At 64.2% G+C, this 19,812-nt stretch carries 16 protein-coding genes and 1 riboswitch; of the genes, 7 read left to right on the top strand and 9 right to left on the bottom strand.

The features are described from left to right. Positions 1-82: 82 nt before the first annotated feature. On the top strand, positions 83-6,229 hold the full coding sequence (gene uvrA / locus Q7V46_RS07240; RefSeq protein ID WP_304912854.1) for an excinuclease ABC subunit UvrA: 6,147 nt from the start codon (positions 83-85) through the stop codon (positions 6,227-6,229). Continuing rightward, a complete protein-coding gene (locus tag Q7V46_RS07245) occupies positions 6,229-6,561 on the top strand; it encodes a hypothetical protein (RefSeq protein WP_304912855.1) in 333 nt (110 codons plus the stop codon). The genes uvrA and Q7V46_RS07245 overlap by 1 nt, the downstream gene beginning before the upstream one ends. Before the next feature lie 313 nt (positions 6,562-6,874). Here Q7V46_RS07245 and Q7V46_RS07250 read toward each other — a convergent pair whose 3' ends face one another. Further along, positions 6,875-7,258, bottom strand: a complete 384-nt coding sequence (locus Q7V46_RS07250; protein WP_304912856.1) for a hypothetical protein — start codon at positions 7,256-7,258, stop codon at positions 6,875-6,877. A gap of 148 nt (positions 7,259-7,406) precedes the next feature. On the opposite strand from Q7V46_RS07250, the gene Q7V46_RS07255 reads away from it, so the two are divergent. After that, entirely contained in the window at positions 7,407-8,453 is a 1,047-nt protein-coding gene (locus tag Q7V46_RS07255) for a YeeE/YedE family protein (protein WP_304912857.1), read from the top strand. 141 nt (positions 8,454-8,594) lie between these two features. On the opposite strand, the gene Q7V46_RS07260 is transcribed toward Q7V46_RS07255, so the two are convergent. Next, positions 8,595-9,857 (bottom strand): MFS transporter, encoded by a 1,263-nt coding sequence (locus Q7V46_RS07260; protein WP_304912858.1) that lies wholly within the window; start codon positions 9,855-9,857, stop codon positions 8,595-8,597. Positions 9,858-9,873: 16 nt separating this feature from the next. Then, positions 9,874-10,686 (bottom strand): HAD family hydrolase, encoded by an 813-nt coding sequence (locus tag Q7V46_RS07265; RefSeq protein ID WP_304912859.1) that lies wholly within the window; start codon positions 10,684-10,686, stop codon positions 9,874-9,876. Between the two features lie 106 nt (positions 10,687-10,792). After that, positions 10,793-10,876: riboswitch (S-adenosyl-L-homocysteine riboswitch) on the top strand. A 61-nt stretch (positions 10,877-10,937) separates the two neighbouring features. Between Q7V46_RS07265 and ahcY the strand changes: the two genes are divergently transcribed. The 4 genes from ahcY to Q7V46_RS07285 all read left to right on the top strand — a co-directional run bounded on the left by ahcY (position 10,938) and on the right by Q7V46_RS07285 (position 14,777). After that, complete coding sequence (gene ahcY, locus Q7V46_RS07270) at positions 10,938-12,371, top strand: adenosylhomocysteinase (RefSeq protein WP_304912860.1); 1,434 nt, start codon at positions 10,938-10,940, stop codon at positions 12,369-12,371. A 134-nt stretch (positions 12,372-12,505) separates the two neighbouring features. Next, positions 12,506-13,267: a TlyA family RNA methyltransferase gene (locus Q7V46_RS07275; RefSeq protein ID WP_304912861.1), complete on the top strand. Its 762-nt coding sequence runs from the start codon at positions 12,506-12,508 to the stop codon at positions 13,265-13,267. Positions 13,268-13,282: 15 nt separating this feature from the next. Further along, a complete protein-coding gene (gene metF, locus Q7V46_RS07280; protein WP_304912862.1) occupies positions 13,283-14,113 on the top strand; it encodes a methylenetetrahydrofolate reductase [NAD(P)H] in 831 nt (276 codons plus the stop codon). 136 nt (positions 14,114-14,249) lie between these two features. After that, a complete protein-coding gene (locus Q7V46_RS07285) occupies positions 14,250-14,777 on the top strand; it encodes a septal ring lytic transglycosylase RlpA family protein (protein ID WP_304912863.1) in 528 nt (175 codons plus the stop codon). A gap of 26 nt (positions 14,778-14,803) precedes the next feature. On the opposite strand, the gene Q7V46_RS07290 is transcribed toward Q7V46_RS07285, so the two are convergent. The 6 genes from Q7V46_RS07290 to paaA all read right to left on the bottom strand — a co-directional run bounded on the left by Q7V46_RS07290 (position 14,804) and on the right by paaA (position 19,646). Beyond that, positions 14,804-15,619, bottom strand: coding sequence for a DUF3047 domain-containing protein (locus Q7V46_RS07290; RefSeq protein ID WP_304912864.1), 816 nt, complete (start codon positions 15,617-15,619; stop codon positions 14,804-14,806). Between the two features lie 84 nt (positions 15,620-15,703). Beyond that, positions 15,704-16,810 (bottom strand): 2Fe-2S iron-sulfur cluster-binding protein, encoded by a 1,107-nt coding sequence (locus Q7V46_RS07295; RefSeq protein ID WP_304912865.1) that lies wholly within the window; start codon positions 16,808-16,810, stop codon positions 15,704-15,706. Between the two features lie 4 nt (positions 16,811-16,814). After that, positions 16,815-17,339 (bottom strand): 1,2-phenylacetyl-CoA epoxidase subunit PaaD, encoded by a 525-nt coding sequence (gene paaD / locus Q7V46_RS07300; RefSeq protein ID WP_304912866.1) that lies wholly within the window; start codon positions 17,337-17,339, stop codon positions 16,815-16,817. A gap of 8 nt (positions 17,340-17,347) precedes the next feature. Beyond that, on the bottom strand, positions 17,348-18,199 hold the full coding sequence (gene paaC, locus Q7V46_RS07305; RefSeq protein WP_304912867.1) for a 1,2-phenylacetyl-CoA epoxidase subunit PaaC: 852 nt from the start codon (positions 18,197-18,199) through the stop codon (positions 17,348-17,350). Continuing rightward, positions 18,199-18,492 (bottom strand): 1,2-phenylacetyl-CoA epoxidase subunit PaaB, encoded by a 294-nt coding sequence (paaB, locus tag Q7V46_RS07310; protein WP_300873882.1) that lies wholly within the window; start codon positions 18,490-18,492, stop codon positions 18,199-18,201. The genes paaC and paaB overlap by 1 nt, the downstream gene beginning before the upstream one ends. A gap of 125 nt (positions 18,493-18,617) precedes the next feature. Beyond that, on the bottom strand, positions 18,618-19,646 hold the full coding sequence (gene paaA / locus Q7V46_RS07315) for a 1,2-phenylacetyl-CoA epoxidase subunit PaaA (protein WP_304912868.1): 1,029 nt from the start codon (positions 19,644-19,646) through the stop codon (positions 18,618-18,620). Positions 19,647-19,812 lie beyond the last annotated feature (166 nt).

Raw genomic sequence — 19,812 nt, forward strand, 5'->3', positions numbered from 1 at the left:
AATATTGTGGATATGACGTAGGGGCTGACCCGGGGGTGGTGCCGCTCCGTAGAATGTCGGGCTCCTTCTCTGGAGTTCCTGCATGTCCGATGCTTTTCCATCCGTCAGGCCGTCTGCGGCGGTGATTCTTGCTGAGTCCCTTGAGGGTCAGACGCAGCAACCGACGGAGGGTGGCACCGGGCTGATACGCATCAGGGGCGCGCGCCAGCACAACCTCAAGAACATCGATCTCGATATACGCACCGGCGAACTCACCGTGGTGACAGGGCCGAGTGGGTCGGGCAAGTCCAGCCTGGTGTTCGACACTTTGTTTGCCGAAGGCCAGCGCCGCTACGTGGAAACCTTCAGTGCCTATGCACGCCAGTTTCTCGACCGCATGGACAAACCGGCGGTCGACAAGGTCGAAGGCGTGCCGCCCGCGATCGCTATCGACCAGACCAATCCGGTGCGCAGTTCGCGCTCCACGGTCGGCACCATGACCGAGCTCAACGATCACCTCAAGCTGCTGTTTGCGCGCGGGGCAGATCTGTTCGACCGTGAGACCGCTCAGGCCGTGCGCCACGACTCGCCCGAATCGATCTATGCCGAACTGATGCAACGCAGCGCTGCCAAGGTTGCGAAGGCTGGAGGGGACATCGGCACCGATGCGGAGCCTCGCCTGGTCGTGACATTTCCGGTCGAACTGCCGGCCAGCACCACGCCGGAAGAAATCGAGCAGTGGCTCTCTGCCAGCGGGTACACCCGGGTCCAGGCCGAGCGGGTGGTGCAGCGCACAGCCGTGCCGACCGAAGGGAAGGCTTCGGCAAAGAGCAAAGGAAAAGTCAAACCAGTGGCGAGTGAAGCGGTCAGGGTGCTCGACGTGGTGGCCGACCGGTTCCGCATCGCCACCGCAGATCCTGCACGGGTGATGGAAGCGATCGAGGCCGGCCTCAAACGCGGTGCGGGCAAACTGATGGTGTATGCGCTGGGCGACGACGGGACAGAAGAGATTTGGCGTTTTTCGACCGGGTTGCACTGCCCGGAGAGCGACATCCGCTACAGCGACCCCACGCCTTCCATGTTCTCGTTCAATTCGGCGGTGGGAGCGTGTGAAGCCTGCCGCGGATTCGGGCGCGTCATCGGCGTCGACCACGACCTGGTGATTCCCAATGGTCGGCTCACGCTGCGCGGAGGTGCCATCAAGGTGTTCCAGACGCCCGCCTGGAAAGAAGCGCAGGACGATCTGATGCGCCACGCCGAGGCCGCCGGCATTCCCCGCGACACGCCCTGGAACAAGCTCACGCCCGAACAACAGCACTGGGTGAAGAACGGTTCGCCCAACTGGAACGGCAAATGGAACCAGCATTGGTTCGGCATCGGCCGCTTCTTTGAATACCTGGAAAGCAAAGCCTACAAGATGCACATCCGCGTGCTCTTGTCCAAGTACCGCAGCTACACCGAATGCCCAAGCTGCGGCGGCGCGCGCCTGAAGACCGACAGCCTGTTGTGGCGCATCGGCACCCAGGCGCAGGCCGATGCGGTCCTGCCGCCCGAGAAGCGCTACATGCCCAAAGGGGTGAAGTGGACACGCGCGCAACTGGAGGCGCTGCCAGGGTTGTGTTTGCACGATCTGATGCTGCTGCCGTTGGATCGTTTGCGGGTGTTCTTTGCCTCTCTGGCTCCCTCCCCCACTGGGGGAGGGCAAGGGTGGGGGCCTGCGGGCGAACCAGCCCCCATCCCAACCTTCCCCCAGGGGGGGAAGGAGCCAAGTACCGCCCAGGCGCAGGCCCTCAAACTCCTGCTCGACGAAATCAACACCCGCCTGCGCTACCTCTGCGAGGTCGGCATCGGCTACCTCACGCTGGACCGCCAGAGCCGCACCCTCAGCGGTGGCGAGGTACAGCGCATCAACCTCACCACCGCGCTGGGCACTTCGCTGGTCAACACGCTGTTCGTGCTCGATGAGCCCAGCATCGGCCTGCACCCGCGCGACATGGCGCGCATCAACGACGCCATGATTCGGCTGCGCGATGCCGGCAACACGCTGGTGGTCGTCGAGCACGACCCGGCCGTGATGCTCGCGGCCGACCGCCTCATCGACATGGGACCCGGCCCGGGTGAGCGCGGCGGGCAGATCGTGTTCGACGGCACGCCCGAAGCGATTCGAGGTGCCGACACGCTCACGGGGGCCTACCTCGGTGCACGAAAGACCATTGGCATGGGTTTCAAGCGCATGGTCACCGACAGCACGCCGCGCCTGATCCTGGAGGGCGCGAGCGAGCACAACCTGAAAGACGTGTCGGTTGAATTCCCGCTGCAGCGTCTGGTGGTGGTCACTGGCGTGAGCGGCTCGGGCAAGTCCAGCCTGATCCAGGACGTGCTCGCACCCGCGCTGCTGCGCCACTTCGGCAAGTCCACCGACAGCCCCGGTCAGCACGACCGCCTGCTCGGCGCCGATCACCTGAGCGAGGTGGTGTTTGTCGACCAGTCACCCATTGGCAAGACCGCGCGCTCCAACCCGGTGAGCTACGTCGGCGCCTGGGACGCCATTCGCGCCCTGTTCGCAGATGCGCCTCTGTCGCGCCAACGCAGCTACACGCCCACCAAGTTCAGCTTCAACAGCGGCGACGGTCGATGCCCCACCTGCGGTGGCTCGGGCTTCGAGCATGTGGAGATGCAGTTCCTGAGCGATGTGTACCTGCGCTGCCCGGACTGCGATGGCAAGCGCTACCGACCTGAGATTCTGGAAGTGCGTATCGAGCGCAGCGCTCGATTGCTCAATGTGGCGGACGTGCTGGACCTCACGGTGAGTGAGGCTGCAGACCTCTTCAAAACCGACCGCGAAGTCATTCGTGTGCTGCAGCCCATTGTTGACGTGGGCCTGGAATACGTGAAGCTGGGCCAGCCGGTGCCCACGCTCTCGGGGGGCGAGGCGCAGCGCCTGAAGCTGGCGGGCTTCCTCGCCGAGGCATCGAAATCCGCCAGCGCCAGCCGGCAGCCGCTCTCGCGCAAGGGCACGCTGTTTCTGTTCGACGAACCCACCACCGGGCTGCACTTCGACGACATTGCCAAGCTCATGCGCAGCCTGCGACGGCTGCTTGATGCAGGCCATTCACTGGTGGTGATCGAGCACAACCTGGACGTGATCCGATCGGCTGACTGGTTGATCGACCTGGGCCCCGAAGGCGGTGACGGGGGCGGCCTGATCGTGGCCGAAGGACCACCGGAAGCGGTGCGCGAACACGCCAGCAGCCACACGGCCAGGGCCCTGCGGGAGTACGCGCTGGCCATGGGCGAGGTGCATGCGGTGCAGGAAGGCCGGGTGCAGGATTACCTCAGTCAGTCCCGAGGCCGGGTGGCCGCTGCGCGCCGGGACGATGCGCACGGCAACGCCATTCGCATCGTCAACGCCAAAGAACACAACCTCAAGAACCTGAGCGTGAACATCCCGCGCGGCCAGTTCAACGTGATCTCCGGCGTGAGCGGGTCGGGCAAGTCCACGCTGGCCTTTGACATCCTGTTCAATGAAGGTCAGCGGCGCTATCTGGAGAGTCTGAACGCCTATGCACGCAGCATCGTGCAGCCCGCAGGTCGCCCCGAAGTTGACGCGGTCTACGGAATCCCTCCCACCGTGGCGATTGAGCAGCGCCTCTCGCGCGGCGGGCGCAAGTCCACCGTGGGAACAACCACCGAGGTCTGGCACTTCCTGCGTCTCCTTTATGTGAAGTTGGGCACGCAACACTGCGTGCACGACGGCGCAGCGGTGATGCCGCAGAGTGCAGACAGCATTGCCGCGGCCATCCTCAAGCGCCACGCCGGACAACACATCGGCCTGCTCGCACCGCTGGTGGTCAACCGCAAAGGTGTCTACACGGAGCTGGCCGACTGGGCCCGCCCGCGCGGCCACACCCACCTGAGGGTGGATGGCGAGTTCTTGCCCACCACCGGTTTCCCGCGCATAGACCGCTTCAAGGAGCACACGATCGAGCTGCCGCTGGCCGATTTCGTGGTGAGTCCGGCCGACGAGTCTCTGCTGCGCAGTCAGCTGGCCAAAGCGCTGGAAATTGGCAAGGGCGTGGTGAGCGTGCTGCACCCGCTCGATGGCCTGAGCCAGGCCATGGCCGAAGGCAGCAGCACGGTGGGCATCGGCAAGGTGGAGTCGTTTTCCACCAGCCGCGCCTGCCCCGTCTGTGCCACAAGCTACCCCGAACTCGATCCTCGCCTGTTCTCGTACAACAGCAAACACGGCTGGTGCCCGGACTGTGTGGGCACCGGTCTCAAGCTGTCGCGCGACCAGCGCAAGGTGCTCGACGATTCGGTGCGCGACGACAACGAACGCGGGCGCGAACAGAGTTTTGCCGAGCCCGAAGTGGAAGACCTGGTCGACGAAGTCTGTCCCGCTTGTGAAGGCACGAGGTTGAATGCGCAGGCACGCGCCGTGAAGTTCGGTGGGGTGGGCATCACCGACGTGGCGCGGCTGTCGGTGCGCGAAGTGCGATCGTGGGTGCGTGAACTGATGCAACTTCCCGGTCTGGCTGAGACCGCCACCCCCGTGTGTCCTGAGCCGGTCGAGGGGCATCCAGATGCATCGGGGCTTCGACAGACCCGGCCTGAGCAGGGTTTTGTCATGAGCGTGCGTGAAACCGGCATCGCCCGCGACCTCCTGCCCGAAATCGAAAGCCGTCTGGCTTTCCTGGAAGAGGTGGGGCTGAACTACCTCACCCTGGACCGGGGTGCACCCACCCTCAGCGGTGGCGAGGCGCAGCGCATCCGGCTGGCCGCGCAACTGGGCAGCAACCTGCAGGGGGTGTGTTACGTGCTCGATGAGCCGACCATCGGCCTGCATGCGCGCGACAACGCCATCTTGCTCAATGCCCTGCACAAGCTCGGCGACATGGGCAACACGCTGGTGGTGGTGGAGCACGACGAAGACACCATCCGCCGCGCCGACCACATCATCGACATTGGCCCCAGCGCCGGCAAGCGAGGCGGGCGGGTCGTGGCGCAGGGCACGGTGGACGATCTGTCGGCGAACGCCGAGTCCGTCACAGGGCGCTACCTGCTGCACGCGATGAAGCACCCGCTGCAGCCTAGGCGAGCCGTGCCCCCGAATGGCTCCTTCCCTCCCCCTGAGGGAGGCAGCAAACCCCCACTCCCGCTTGCGGGAGAGGGCGGTGGTGAGGGTCTCCCCTGGCTCGAAGTCCGCGGTGCCCGCCTGCACAACCTGCAAAACCTCAACGTCGCGGTGCCCCTGCAGCGCCTGGTTGTGGTCACCGGCGTCAGCGGCTCAGGCAAGTCCACGTTCGCTCGCGACGTGCTGCTCACCAACGCGGCGGCCGCCGTGTCCCAGCGCAGCACCTTCGCCGGACGCACCGCGTGGGACGCTGGCGAACGCCCCAAGTGGGCCGGCTGCGACAAGCTGCTGGGTGCCGAAGTGGTCGACCGTGTGCTCGAAGTCGACCAGACGCCCATCGGCAAGACCCCGCGCAGTTGTCCCGCCACCTACATCGGTTTCTGGGACACGGTGCGCAAGCTGTTCGCCGACACGCTGGAGGCCAAGGCGCGCGGCTACGGGCCGGGCCGCTTCAGTTTCAACACCGGCGAAGGCCGCTGCCCGGCCTGTGAAGGCCAGGGCATGCGCACCATCGAAATGAGCTTCCTGCCGGATGTGAAGGTGCCTTGCGAGGTCTGCCACGGCGCCCGCTTCAACCCCGAGACGCTGGCCGTGTCCTGGAAGGGCAGGAGCATCGGCGACGTGCTGCAGATGGAAGTGGACGAGGCGGTCGAGTTCTTCGCCTCCATGCCCAGCATCGCCCACCCGTTGCAATTGCTGAAGGATGTGGGGCTGGGCTATCTCACGCTGGGCCAACCCAGCCCCACCCTCAGTGGTGGCGAGGCGCAGCGCATCAAGCTGGTCACTGAGCTGTCCAAGGTGCGTGACGACATCGGCCGGCGCGGGCAGAAGGCCCCTCACACCCTGTATGTGCTCGACGAGCCCACGGTGGGTCTGCACATGGCCGATGTGGAAAAACTCATCCGCGTGCTGCACCGCCTGGTCGACGGCGGCCACAGCGTGATCGTGATCGAGCACGATCTGGACGTGATGGCCGAAGCCGACTGGATCATCGACCTGGGCCCCGAAGGCGGTGGTGGCGGTGGTCGCATCGTCGCGGCTGCGCCACCGGAAGAAGTGGTGCGGCTGGACACACACACCGGGCGGGTGCTGGGGCCTGTCCTGGCCCGGACCTGATGCCGCGCGACCAGATCATTCACATCCACTCGGGCGCGCCTGCCAAGCCAGCATTCGGCGCGCCATGCAATGGCTGCGGTGTGTGCTGCCTGGCTGAACCCTGCCCATTGGGACAGGTGATTTCGCGCAAACGGCACGGCGCGTGCAAAGCACTGCGCTGGGACGAACCGCTGATGGTCTACCGTTGCGGCGCCATCACCGACGCCGCCGGCGTGCTGGGCCAGCGCTGGCGCTGGGCAGCCCCTGTGCTGCAGAAACTGGCGGGTCGCTGGATCGCCGCGGGTGCGGGTTGCGACGCCAACCTGCAGAGTGAATCTGGAAACGGCAGTTGACCGCGCTGTTTCCGCTGGAAATGCCCGTGAACACGGAGCATCTTGGTCACGAAGAAGCTCACCTCATGGGTGAAGGCGCTACAGACCCGATTGAGCCGCCAGGGAGCGCGCCGGCTGCAGCCGACCTTGCGCAAGGCCGCCCCAAGCAAGCTCGGCCCCCTCGGGGGGCAGCGACCCGCGAAAGCGGTGGAGCGTGGGGGCAGCTACTTCTCCTTGCGGGCAGGAGCCCGCTGCGTCGTCGCGCCTTGCCAGCGCATCCCTGACAGCCCACTGGGGCCAGTCCAAATGCCGTTTCCAGGTTGAGCGGGGCTGATCAGCGCACGAACAGCACGATCACGCCAATGGCCAGCGCGGCGATGGCAAACATGAACAGCCTCGTGCGCACGCGCAGCAGCTCCACCGCTGCCACCAGCCGTGCGTTCTGTTCGGCCAGCTCGGCCAGGGTCTGCGCCATCTGGTCCTGTATCTGGGCCTGCTGATCGATCAGCTGGCGCGCCTCGATCAGGCGGTTGCGCAACTCGCCCAGGCTGGGCGGCGTGTCCGACACGAGGTCCATGGGCTTGGCTGTGACGGGCGTACTTTCAGGCGTTTTCTGCCGATCCATCAGCTTGCGGGCGGCGTTCAACACCTTGGGTGCGTGTTCGATCACGTCACCCCATGGAATCACTTTCAGGGCGAGCAGCCAGGGAATGGCCATGCGGGGCTCCTTTCATGGGTGGGGCGGTGGTATTGCCTGAGCTTAGCGGTCTCCTGCGGCTGGGGCGAGGTTGCGCCAGATCAACCTGCCGGAACGGTGTTGTTATTAATATATAAGCAATCACTAATTAAATTACCTGGGGATGTCCATGGACTGGACGGTTTGGGTGGAGCGATGGGGCGAGGCGCGGCTGTTGGCGACCTGTGGCCTGCTGCTGGGCCTGGGTTTCGGCTTCTTCGCGCAGCGCTCGCGCTTCTGCCTGAGGGGTGCGGTCATCGAGTTCTGGCATGGCCGCTTCGGCGACAAGCTGGCGGTGTGGTTGCTGGCCTTCTCCAGCGCGGTGGTGGGCGTGCAACTGCTGGTGGTGGCGGGTGCCCTGGACGTGAGCACCGCACGCCAATTGGCCGCGCGCGGCAGCCTTTCAGGCGCGCTGGTGGGCGGGTTGATTTTCGGTGTGGGCATGGTCATGACGCGGGGCTGTGCCAGTCGGTTGCTGGTGCTCTCGGCCAACGGCAACCTGCGCGCTTTGCTGTCGGGTCTGGTTTTTGCGGTGGCGGCGCAAGCCTCGCTGGCCGGTGTGCTCACGCCCTGGCGCGAGGCCATCTCAGGCTGGTGGACCGTGGAAGGGGGGGCCTCGCGCAGTCTTCTGGCCGTGCTGGGCGCAGGCCCTTGGGACGGGCTGGCGTTTGGCGGCGTTTGGCTGGTTGCTGCTTTGTTCTTCGCGTTTCGCAGCGGCTGGGGCTTCTGGAAATGGGCTGGCGGCCTGGGCACCGGCCTGATGGTGGCGCTGGCCTGGGCAGCCACCTACCAGGTGATGTCGCATTCTTTTGAAGTGGTGCAGATCCAGGGGCTGACCTTCAGCGGGCCATCGGCCGAATGGCTGATGCGCGTGCTCAGCCTGCCCGACGGACCCTGGACCTTTGGTCTGGGTCTGATGCCCGGCGTGTTCCTGGGTTCGCTGCTCGGCGCCCTGGTGGGGCGCGACTGGAAGCTCGAAGGTTTCGGCCCCGGCTACAGCATGCCGCGTTACATCGCCGGCGCTGCGCTCATGGGTTTTGGTTCGATGCTGGCTGGCGGCTGCGCTGTGGGTGCGGGCATGACAGGGGGTGCCATATTCGCCGTCACTGCCTGGTTGTCGCTGGCAGGCATGTGGATCGGCGGTGGCGTGGCCGACCGGGTGTTCGACCGAACTTAGAGCTTGCCCGTCAATAGGCGGGTGGAGGATGGCGATGCGATTGGGGTGCAGGGCAAGGCGCAAACCACAGCGATACCCGCAGGTATCGAGAGGATTTGCAACGCTGCCATGCGCTCCAGGCGTCCGCCATGCCGACCTCGACTATTGACGGGCAAGTTCTTCGGGCGATCGCTGCAGGAGCCACACACCCACACCGGCCACCAGCAGCAGCACGGCCGGAAAGCCCAAGGTGGGATACCACTGCAATGCGGCAGCGCCCAGCGCGGGCGCCAACACACCGCCCAACGTATACGACAACACCAGCACGGCTGTGCTATTGACCAGGGTGACACCCTCTTCGCGCGAACCGATGTCGATCATGGCCAGCGTGTACAGACAACCGCCCGCACCGCCCCAGAGGAAGGCCACCGGAGCCGCCAGCCAGGGCGTGGCCGACACCAAGGGAATCACCAGCGTCGCCCCGAATGTGATGTAGGCGCAGACCCGCATGAGCCTTATCCGCGTTTCGCCCTCGTTGCCCCAGCGCTGGTTGGGGTGGTGGGCCATGCGGTCGGCCAGCATGCCGGCCGGCAGCATCATGAGCGCACTGCCCAGTCCGCTGGCGGAAACCAGCAAGGCCGCCGCCGTGGCACCCAGCCCCAGCGCCAGGCCGTAGAGCGGCAGGATCGACGTCAGGCCACTTTCGAAAAATCCGCCCACGAAACCCACAGCCATGATCAGCGGGTGCAAGCGCAGTGCATGCCAGACGCCCGAGAGGCCCACCTTGGCGCTGTGCGAATCGGTGGCGTCGGGCATGCGCGGAATCATCAGACTCCACAGCAGGCCCGCCAACGTCAGCGCCAGCGCCAGCCAGAGCGCGTGGTCGCTTTGCGCACCCATCCAGGCCAGCAGCGCCGGACCGATCACAAAGGTGGTGCCCACCATGGTCTCAAAAATGCCCACGTTGCGCCCGCGCCGGTGGGGCGGTGAAAACTCGGCCACCACCGCTTCGGCCAGCACCCATCGCAACCCGGCGGCCATGCCTTCGATGAGCACACACAGAAACCACAGCCACAGCAAGTCCGAGAATAAAAAACCGCAGATCGCCAGTACCGGGACAAAAGCCGCCAACCACAATGTGGGACGCCGGCCCAGGCGCTGCGTGATGGCCGATGCAAACGGGGTCATCACGAAAACTCCCAGCCAGCCCGTGGCCACGAACACGCCGGCCAGCGCGGTGGACACCCCGTCACCCTTGAGCCGCAGCAGCAGGAAGGGCATCAGCATGAAATAGCCCACGAGCTGGAAGAAGGTGGAGCCGAAGATGGCGACCAGACCCAGAGGCGCTCTCGGGGGCAGGGACGAGGCGGGGCGAACGCCGGTGATCGCCTGCCCTTGCGACGGTGGCAGTGGGTGCTCGGTCACGGTGCCGGTCTACCGGTCATTGTTCTGGGAGCGTGGGTCGGGTTCGTGCGTCGAGCACGGCATTGACCAGCTCGGCAAACCCGGTGCCACGCTCGCTGGGCGTCACGTATTTCGGGTGGTGGTTCAGCAGGTGCCAGAAACGGGCCACGTTGGCCACACCCACGCTGTGTTCAAAGTGGCCGAACATGCGCGCATCGTTGGTGGAGTCGCCCACATAAACCCATTGGCCAAGTTCGGCATCGAGGTCGCGCCCCAGGCGGCTGCGCACGATCCACCGGGCACCGGCCAGCTTGTCGTGGTTGCCGATCCAGCCGTTGATGTGGATGGAGCTGACGGTGGCATTCAGCCCTTCGGCCCGCATGAGGTCCACGACCTGCGTGATCTCGGTTTCGTCCAGGTGCGCGAACTCGCTGTGGTCGATGGCGATATCGGTCTCGCGACCCGGGCTGTCGGTGGCCAGGCGGGACTGTGGGAGGTCGGTAAGGATGCGCTGCGCCACCGACTGGAGTTTTTCGAAATTGGCATGGCGGGTGGCCGCGTCCTGAAGATGGTCGCGGCAAAGCTGTCCCTGTTCACCGCGCCACAGCGCCACAGCGCCGTTCTCGGCCACGATCGCGTCCACAGGCCAGGCCAGCGCAAAGGCCTCGCTCCACCCGGCCGGCCGGCCCGTGATGGCCAAGACAGGCAGGCCGGCGTCGCGCAGGCGGTGCAGCGCCTCCAAGGCTTCCGGCGTGATGTCGCCATTGCTGGTCAGGGTGTCGTCGATGTCGGTCAGCACCCCGTGGATGCGGGCACGGGCGGCGATTGGCCAAGCAGAAAGAGGTGTCATAGGTGCTGGAAAAATGACCCGCGGAGTGTCGCACAGGTGTGTGAAACTGCGCACCTGCTGGCGGCAGGGGCATGACATGGCGCCGGTTGCCGGGTTAGAATCACCGCATCCGAGGAGCGTTGCAGCGCCCCTGACTGTTGTCACACAGGGCGTGAGGCTCGGACCATCCATGCAACGACGCTCATCCACATCCCGTGTGATGAGCTTTTAACTCATGCCGGGCTGTGGTTTCTTCTTTTTTGGAGCGAACCATGAATGCACGTCTGAATACCCCCGTCAACGCCGATTGCGTCATTGCCGATATCGGTCTGGCCGACTGGGGCCGCAAAGAGATCAAGATCGCCGAGACCGAAATGCCCGGTCTGATGGCCATCCGCGAAGAATTCGCGGCCAAGCAGCCGCTCAAAGGCGCGCGCATCACCGGCAGCCTGCACATGACCATTCAAACGGCGGTGTTGATCGAAACCCTGCAAGCCCTGGGCGCCCAGGTGCGTTGGGCTTCCTGCAACATCTTCTCCACGCAGGACCACGCCGCCGCCGCCATCGCGGCCGCCGGCACGCCAGTGTTCGCCATCAAGGGCGAAACTTTGGCCGACTACTGGGACTACACCCACCGCATCTTTGAGTTTGGTGCCGCCGGTACCGAAGGCGAAGGCCCGAATATGATTTTGGACGATGGCGGAGACGCCACGCTGCTCATGCATCTGGGCAAACGCGCCGAGAAAGACGCATCGCTGCTGGCCAACCCCACCAGCGAAGAGGAAACCTGCCTCTACAACGCGATCAAGGCCAAGCTGGCCGAAGACCCGACCTGGTACAGCCGCAAGAGCGCCCAGATCATCGGCGTGACCGAAGAGACCACCACCGGCGTGCTCCGACTGAACGAGATGTCGGTCAAGGGCACGTTGATGTTCCGGGCCATCAACGTCAACGACAGCGTCACCAAGAGCAAATTCGATAACCTGTACGGCTGCCGCGAATCCCTGGTCGATTCCATCAAGCGCGCCACCGACGTGATGATCGCCGGCAAGGTGGCCGTGGTCGCCGGCTACGGTGATGTGGGCAAGGGCTCGGCCCAGGCCCTGCGCGCCCTGAGCGCCCAGGTGTGGGTGACCGAGATCGACCCCATCAACGCCCTGCAGGCTGCGATGGAAGGATACAAGGTCGTAACCATGGAGTACGCCGCCGACAAGGCCGACATCTTCGTTTCCGCCACTGGCAACAAGAATGTGATCCGCTACGAGCACATGGCCGCCATGAAGGACGAAGCCATTGTGTGCAACATCGGCCATTTCGACAATGAAATCGATGTCGCCTCGCTGGAGAAGCTGGAGTGGGACGAAATCAAGCCCCAGGTCGACCATGTGAAGTTCCCTGACGGCAAGAAGATCATCCTGCTGGCCAAGGGCCGCCTGGTCAACCTGGGCTGTGCCACCGGCCACCCCAGCTTTGTCATGAGCTCCAGTTTTGCCAACCAGACGATCGCGCAGATCGAACTGTTCTGTCACGCCGACGGCTACGACGTGGGCAAGGTCTACACCCTGCCCAAGCACCTGGACGAAAAGGTCGCGCGCCTGCACCTGAAGAAGGTCGGCGTGATGCTCACCGAGCTGACCGATGAGCAGGCCGCGTACATCGGTGTGCCCAAGCAGGGCCCTTACAAGGCGAACACCTACCGCTACTGATGGTCCCTTCCAGCGTTGTTTCCATGGGGGCGACGCTGGTGGACCTTCAGAGCCGGTTTCGTAAGTCCTGGATTCGAGCGGCCTTCGGACCGCTCTTGTCTTTTCGCTGATGGCCTTCTTTCTTGTCGTCCTTCATGCGCGCTGACCAACTTCTTGTCGAACGCGGGCTGGCCGTTTCGCGCTCCCAGGCCCAGCGGCTCATTTCTGCAGGCGTGCACTGGCGTGTGCCTTCGGGGGAATGGAAACCTGTTTCCAAGAATGGCGAGGTGTTGCGCGAGGGGGTGGAACTGCAGCTCGCTGATGTTGCTGAAATACGCTTTGTATCCCGGGGCGGTCTCAAGCTGGCAGGTGCGCTGGATCATGTGTCGCTGGACGTTTTCGGTCTGCGCTGCATGGATGTGGGGCAGAGCACCGGTGGCTTCACCGACTGTCTGCTGCAGCGCGGCGCAGCCGCTGTCGTGGGTGTTGATGTGGGGCAGGGTCAATTGCATCCACGCCTGCGCGGCGATGCGCGCGTGGTTTGTGTGGAGAAATGCAACGCCCGTGATTTGAGCGCCGACCTGCTGCTGCAAATGGGTGGCCCGTCCGCAGGTGCGCCCTTTGATCTGGTCGTGGGCGACCTGTCTTTCATCTCTCAGACGCTGGTATGGCCGGCACTGGTGCCGTTGCTGGGTGAAAAGGGGCGACTGCTGATGCTGGTCAAGCCACAGTTCGAGTTGCAGCCGGAACACATTGGCAAGGGCGGGTTGGTGCGCGATTTCGCCAGTTACGGTGTTGTAGAGACTCGCATCAAGCAGGCGTGTGCCGACAACCGGCTGTCATGGATCGACTATTTCGAAAGCCCGATCACCGGGGGTGACGGAAACCGTGAATTTTTTGTCTATGCCCACACATGAATCGAGGAGGGGAGCATGAGTCTTCCGATCAGTCTTGAATTTTTCCCCACCAAAACCCCGGAGGGTGCGGAGAAACTGCGTGCGGTGCGTCAGCAGCTGTACGCCCTGAAGCCGGAATTCTGCTCCGTCACTTTTGGCGCCGGCGGCTCCACCCAGGACGGCACCCTGCAAGCCGTCACCGAAATCATGGGTGAAGGCTTCTCGGCCGCGCCGCACCTGAGCTGCATTGGTCAGTCACACGAGAGCATCCGTGAGCGTCTGGCCGCCTACCAGACCGCCGGCATTCGCCGCATCGTCGCCCTGCGGGGCGATCTGCCCAGCGGCTATGGCCTGGGAGGCGAGTTCCGCTACGCGAGCGATCTGGTGGCTTTTGTGCGTGCTGAAACCGGCGACCATTTCCACATCGAGGTGGCGGCCTATCCGGAAACCCACCCACAGGCCAGGTCGCCCATGAGCGACCTGGACGCCTTTGTGGCCAAGGTCAAAGCGGGCGCCAACGCCGGCATCACGCAGTACTTCTTCAACAGCGACGCCTACTTCCGCTACGTCGACGACCTGCACAAGCTGGGCGTGGACGTGCCGGTGGTGCCTGGCATCATGCCCATCGCCAGCTCCACCCAGCTCATGCGCTTTTCCGACGCCTGTGGCGCCGAGATCCCTCGCTGGATCCGCATGCGCCTGCAGGCCTTCGGCGACGACACGGCCTCCATCAAGGCCTTCGGCCTGGACGTGGTCACCGACCTGTGCGACCAGTTGCGCAACGCGGGCGTGCCGGGGCTGCACTTCTACACCATGAACCAGAGCGCGGCGACGATGGAGATCGTGCGCAGGCTGGCACTGTTCTGAGTGCTTGTGTGCGTGTTCATGTTGTCATCCCCTGCGTGCATTCCGGCAGGCGTTCTGTTAAAAATGGATTCGTTGCATGTGAGAAGCCTGCAGCCTGGCGTGACACACGCCTGAGCTCCGCTGAAACGCCCACGCCATGATCAGACCCATTCGTAACCGCCTGTACGCTCCTGCATTGGGTGGTGGTTCCGCTCCGGGCCCTGCTCCTGCCCGGCTGCGCGCTGGGAGCACGCTGGCTTTGTCCCTGGTCTTGTGGCTTGGTGGTTGTGCGGCACCTTCGCACATCGACTCTGCTCCATCAGGAGCATCGCAGATCGGAAGCGAAACGGGACTCGAAATCGGCATTGAGGTGGGCGCAGGCATTGCCTCCTGGTATGGCGAACGGTTCCATGGTCGGCGCACGGCCAGTGGCGAGGCCTTCAACATGCACGAATTCACTGCGGCCCACCGAACGCTGCCGTTCGGTACATGGGTTCGCGTGCGCAATCTGGACAATGGCCGCGAGGTGGTGGTGCGCATCAACGACCGGGGCCCTTTCACGCGAGGGCGTGTGATCGATCTCAGCCGGGCGGCCGCCGACACGATCGGCATCGTTCAGGCGGGGACGTCCAGGGTTGCCTTGTTTCAGGACGGGGTCGTGCCCGTCGCATCGTCCGCGCAGTGAGCACGCACAGGCGGCGCGGGATTTTCCTAGCGAGCAGACGCCAGCAGGGACAGAGGTCCATACCAGCTTTCCGTGGCTTGTTCCGTGTTGTTGGCGTCGGTCATCAGGCCCAAGCCGACCAGTCCTTGTGGCGGTGTTCCAAATGCGAGCACATGGTCCGCGTGCACGTCGCGTTCGATGTCCACCCATTGGCCCAGACGGTCGGGGCCCGATGCCACCACCAGCACCTTGATGCGATCCGTGCGCGGGTGCAGCAGCACCGTGCCCACCGGGTGTCGAGCATCCCAGACGTACATCAGCGTGGCATGGGGCAAGGGTTCACCGGTGGCGAGCTGGATCCATTCGGACAGGCGCTGGTCGCGCTCAGTGAACCCCGACCGATCACCCTCAAACTGCAAAATCACGCGCACCACGGCGTCGTCGAGGGTGCGGTCTTCGAGGTTGGCGACCTCGTTGAGTCTTTCCACAAACCAGGAAAAACGCAATATCCAGTGCGCGTCGCCTGCTGTGCGCAAAGGCAGGCGCAGCATGCTGTCGCCTTTCTCGCTCTGCGCCCTCATCGCAGCCCTTCCGTTGTGAACCACTGGCGTGTAGCTTGAAGCGGGTCGGTTGCCCAGCCGCTGGTGTGTCCAGTCGGGCACTTGCCCGGTCACGGGTAGCACGTTGGCTCGTGCCCAGGCTGAATCATTGATTCGTTCGGACTCCGGTGGCGGTTGGCCTTCCATCACAGCGCAGCCCGACAGCAGTGCCAACGCGAGTCCCTGTACCCAGCGTCGGGGTCGATCAATCCATGGAGCGCTTCGATCCGGACCGGAGGGAAAAAGCGTGGGCGCAGCGTACATGGAGCTGCATGATAGGGCCTCCCTGTGACACTTTCTGCGGCAGGCTCCAGACTTTCGAACGCGGCGCGAACGGTGTCGACGCGCTCAGCGTTCGTCGAAGCTCACCACCAGTTGGTCGCTGGTCGGACGGGCCTGGCACGACAGCACGAAGCCCTTTTCGGTTTCCCAAGGCTCCAGGGTGAAGTTCTTTTCCATCTGCACCGAACCCTCCATGACTTTGGCGCGACAGGTGCAGCACACGCCGCCCCGGCACGACCAGGGCAGGTCAAGACCGGCGTTCAGGGCAACATCCAGCACACGCTCGTTCCTGTTCATGCGCATGGCGTGCTGTTTTCCGTCGAGCAGCACGGTGAGCGCCACTTCGCCATCGGTGGAGATCGCGGGGTGGCCCAGCACCACGGCCTTGCGCACGCCAGCAGGCAGCGCCTCCAGCGTGGGGGAGGTGAAGCGCTCGGTGTGCACGCGGTCCTTGCGCACGCCGGCGTCCAGCAGGGCGGCTTCGGTGGCTTCGATCATCGCTTCTGGGCCGCAGATGAACACTTCGTCCATGCTGGCCACCGGGAGCAGGGAGGCGATGATCGCGCGCACCTTGTCGCCGTCGATGCGGCCCTCGAGCAGCGGCACCTCCTGCGCCTGGCGCGACAAGATGTGGATCAGCGTGAGGCGGCCTGCGTACCTGTCTTTCAGATCCTGCAGCGCTTCATTGAACATCACACTGTCCATGCGGCGGTTGCCGTAGACCAGCGTGAATTTGGCGTCGGGCGATTCTTCGAGTGTGCTGGCCATGAGCGAGAGGATGGGCGTGATGCCCGAACCCGCAGCAAAACCCACGCGATGAAGGGCGCGTGGCTTGTGGATCGTGAAGCGCCCGTCGGGCGGCATCACTTTCAGCGTGTCGCCAGCCTTCAGCTCGCTTGCAGCCCAGTTGGAAAACACACCACCTTCCACCGGCCGGATGCCGAGCGTGAGTTCGCCGCGCTGAGTGAGCAGGCTGCGTGGGCTGCTGATGGAGTAGCTGCGCCGCACGTCTTGTCCGCCAATGGAGGCGCTCACGGTGAGGAACTGCCCGGGCTCGAAAGCGAACGCCGTGCGCTGCTCGGGCGGGATGGACAGGGTGATGGCCACTGCACCCGCAGCCTCAGGGGCGATGCGGGCGATCGGCAACTCGTGAAAGCGGGTGGCGGCGTTCATGGCATCAATAGGGTTTGAAGTAATCAAAGGGCTCGAGACAGTCGAGACAGCGGTACATCGACTTGCACGCCGTCGAACCGAAGGGCGAAGTTTCGGTGGTGTGTGTCGAGCCGCATTGCGGGCAGGGCACGGCTTCGCGTTGCATTGTCTGCCGCGAAAATTTCAGTACGTTGGTGCCTTCGTTGGATTTGCTCCCGCATTGCGGTGGCGCTATGCCGTAGGCGCGCAGCTTTTCGCGCGCGGCCTCACTCATCCAGTCGGTCGTCCAGGCCGGCGCAAGCTGTGTGACCACGCGCGCAGTGAAGCCGGCATTGACCACTGCAGCGCGCACGTCGTCCTCGATCTGTCCCATGGCCGGGCAGCCGCTGTAAGTCGGCGTGATCACCACCTCGGGTATGCCGTCGGTACCCAGGCGCACATCACGCAGGATGCCAAGTTCGCTCAGGCTGATCACCGGAATTTCGGGATCGGCCAGATCGGCCAATGCAGCCCGGATGGCGGCGAGGTCGTGAACTGCGATCTCCGGCATGGCGATGCTCACCACAGCGCTTGCGGGTGTGCACGTGCCAGGCTCTGCATTTCAGCCAGCAGAAAGCCCATGTGCTCTGAATGCACGCCCAGCTTGCCCTGCGGCACGTAGCCCTGCACCGCCGGGCGCTTGAGTTTGGCCTCTTGCAACGTGTCGTCCACGAGAGCATCCCAGTCGGATTGAAGGGCGACCATTTCGACGCCGGTACCCGTCTGTACTGCCTGCGTTTCGGCCTCGCTCCCAATCCAGAATTCCTGGCAGTAGGGCAGCAGGTGGTTGAGTGCGGCTTGCGCTCTCTCGTGCGATTCGTCGGTGCCATCGCCGAATCGCACCAGCCAGTCGCTGGCATGGCGCAGGTGGTAGCGCACTTCCTTCAGCGATTTGGCCGCGATGGCAGCCAGGTGCGCGTCCGCCGAGACTTGCAGTCGGTCCCAGATCAGCACCATGAGCGCGCTGTAGAGGAAGTTGCGGGTGATGGTGGTGGCGTAATCGCGGTCGCCAGCCGCGGTGCTGGCCAGTGGCCCGCTGTGCGGCAGTTCCAGCAGCGTGAGGTTGCGGAAGTCGGCGCTGTCACGGAAGTACGCCAGCGTGTCTTCGGTCACGCGACCATCGGTGCGCGCACCTTGCAGATGCTGGAAGCGCTGGGTCAGGTCGGCGTCTTCGTTGATGAGGGTGGCGGCATGCTGGTAGAGCATGCGGGCCTGGCCCAGCAGATCCAGGCTGTTGTTGGCCAGGGCCAGATCTTCTTCAAGCACTGGCCCGTGGCCACACCATTCGGCGTTGCGTTGTCCCAGTACCAGAGCGTTGTCCGCCAGGTGCAGCAGGTAGTCCACCGGTGCATGTGTCTGCGCCGAAACCATCACATGTGCCCCACTTTGTCGGGAATTTCGTAGAACGTCGGGTGGCGGTACACCTTGTCTGCTGCCGGGTCGAAGAAGCTGTCTTTGCTGTCGGGCTCACTCGCCGCGATGCTGTTGGATGGGACGACCCAGATACTCACGCCTTCCTGGCGGCGGGTGTACACGTCGCGTGCCATCTGTAACGCGTGGGGCGCGTCGCTGGCGTGCAGGCTGCCACAGTGCTTGTGCTCCAGTCCCTGCTTGCTGCGCACAAACACTTCCCACAGTGGCCATTCCTTGAGTGCGGTGTTCATTCAGATACCTCCGTGCGGTTCACTGCGATGCTCGCTTGTCCGGGTGGTCTTGCGCGGCGCTAACTGGACTACCCTCCGTGCTACGCACTGCGGGGCTGAGCGCCTTCGGAGCGGCCGTGCGGCGCTCATGCGGCCTCCTTCATGGCGCGGGCCTGTTGTCTGGCCGCATGGGTAAGTGCAGCTTCACGGACCCAGGCCCCGTCGTTCCATGCCTTCACGCGTGTCGCCAGGCGCTCCTTGTTGCAGGGGCCGTCGCCGTTGACCACGGCCCAGAACTCGTCCCAGTCGATCTGGCCGTAGTCGTGGTGGCCGCGTGTCTCGTTCCATTTCAGGTCGGGGTCGGGCAGGGTGACGCCAAGGACCTCGGCTTGCGGTACCGTCGCATCAACGAACTTTTGCCGCAGGTCGTCGTTGCTGATGCGCTTGATGCCCCAGCGCATGCCTTGCACACTGTTGGGGCTGTCGGCATCGGGTGGCCCGAACATGGCCAGACATTTCCACCACCAGCGGTTCACGGCGTCCTGGACCATGGCTTTCTGTTCCGCAGTGCCCTGCATCATGGTCAGCAACGCCTCGTAGCCTTGGCGCTGGTGGAAGCTCTCCTCCTTGCACACGCGGATCATGGCGCGAGCGTACGGACCGTAGCTGCAACGGCACAGTGGAATCTGGTTCATGATCGCAGCACCGTCAACCAGCCAGCCGATCACACCCACATCAGCCCAGGTGAGGGTGGGGTAGTTGAAGATCGAGCTGTATTTCGCCTTGCCGCTGTGCAGCGCATCCAACATCTGGTCGCGGCTGGTGCCCAGGGTTTCTGCGGCGCTGTAGAGGTACAGACCGTGTCCACCTTCGTCTTGCACCTTGGCCACCAATATGGCCTTGCGTTTGAGGCTGGGCGCGCGGCTGATCCAGTTGCCCTCGGGCAGCATTCCCACGATTTCGCTGTGGGCATGCTGACTGATCTGCCTCACCAGCGTCTTGCGGTAGGCGTCGGGCATCCAGTCGCGTGGCTCGATCTTGCCGTCGGCGTCGATCACGGCGTCGAATCCGTCTTGGAGCGCGGGATCCACTTTGTCCCTGGCGCCTGGCACGGCTTTCAAGATGCCGGGCTCACCGTCGGACTGGTCGGGTACGTTGAAAGATTGGGTGTACATCGGCAACTCCTTCGCCGGCGCAAATCGACCGACCACGAAAGTATAGCCAATTAACCGACCGATCGGTCGGTTAATTGGCTATACCACATCAGGGTTTTCCTGAATGACGGGTTTGGTCTAACTTCTCACATTCACTTACGCTTCTTTGTGTTGGCTGGCGGTATAT

Origin of the sequence: Hydrogenophaga sp., from assembly GCF_030651625.1 — a bacterium.
Lineage (GTDB): Bacteria > Pseudomonadota > Gammaproteobacteria > Burkholderiales > Burkholderiaceae_C > Hydrogenophaga.

Excerpts from the sequence above, each read along its gene's own strand:
- uvrA (WP_304912854.1), top strand. The coding sequence starts at position 83 with ATGTCCGATGCTTTTCCATCCGTCAGGCCGTCTGCGGCGGTGATTCTT.
- Q7V46_RS07245 (WP_304912855.1), top strand. The coding sequence starts at position 6,229 with ATGCCGCGCGACCAGATCATTCACATCCACTCGGGCGCGCCTGCCAAG.
- Q7V46_RS07250 (WP_304912856.1), bottom strand. The coding sequence starts at position 7,258 with ATGGCCATTCCCTGGCTGCTCGCCCTGAAAGTGATTCCATGGGGTGAC.
- Q7V46_RS07255 (WP_304912857.1), top strand. The coding sequence starts at position 7,407 with ATGGACTGGACGGTTTGGGTGGAGCGATGGGGCGAGGCGCGGCTGTTG.
- Q7V46_RS07265 (WP_304912859.1), bottom strand. The coding sequence starts at position 10,686 with ATGACACCTCTTTCTGCTTGGCCAATCGCCGCCCGTGCCCGCATCCAC.
- ahcY (WP_304912860.1), top strand. The coding sequence starts at position 10,938 with ATGAATGCACGTCTGAATACCCCCGTCAACGCCGATTGCGTCATTGCC.
- Q7V46_RS07275 (WP_304912861.1), top strand. The coding sequence starts at position 12,506 with ATGCGCGCTGACCAACTTCTTGTCGAACGCGGGCTGGCCGTTTCGCGC.
- metF (WP_304912862.1), top strand. The coding sequence starts at position 13,283 with ATGAGTCTTCCGATCAGTCTTGAATTTTTCCCCACCAAAACCCCGGAG.
- Q7V46_RS07285 (WP_304912863.1), top strand. The coding sequence starts at position 14,250 with ATGATCAGACCCATTCGTAACCGCCTGTACGCTCCTGCATTGGGTGGT.
- Q7V46_RS07290 (WP_304912864.1), bottom strand. The coding sequence starts at position 15,619 with ATGTACGCTGCGCCCACGCTTTTTCCCTCCGGTCCGGATCGAAGCGCT.
- Q7V46_RS07295 (WP_304912865.1), bottom strand. The coding sequence starts at position 16,810 with ATGAACGCCGCCACCCGCTTTCACGAGTTGCCGATCGCCCGCATCGCC.
- paaD (WP_304912866.1), bottom strand. The coding sequence starts at position 17,339 with ATGCCGGAGATCGCAGTTCACGACCTCGCCGCCATCCGGGCTGCATTG.
- paaC (WP_304912867.1), bottom strand. The coding sequence starts at position 18,199 with ATGGTTTCGGCGCAGACACATGCACCGGTGGACTACCTGCTGCACCTG.
- paaB (WP_300873882.1), bottom strand. The coding sequence starts at position 18,492 with ATGAACACCGCACTCAAGGAATGGCCACTGTGGGAAGTGTTTGTGCGC.
- paaA (WP_304912868.1), bottom strand. The coding sequence starts at position 19,646 with ATGTACACCCAATCTTTCAACGTACCCGACCAGTCCGACGGTGAGCCC.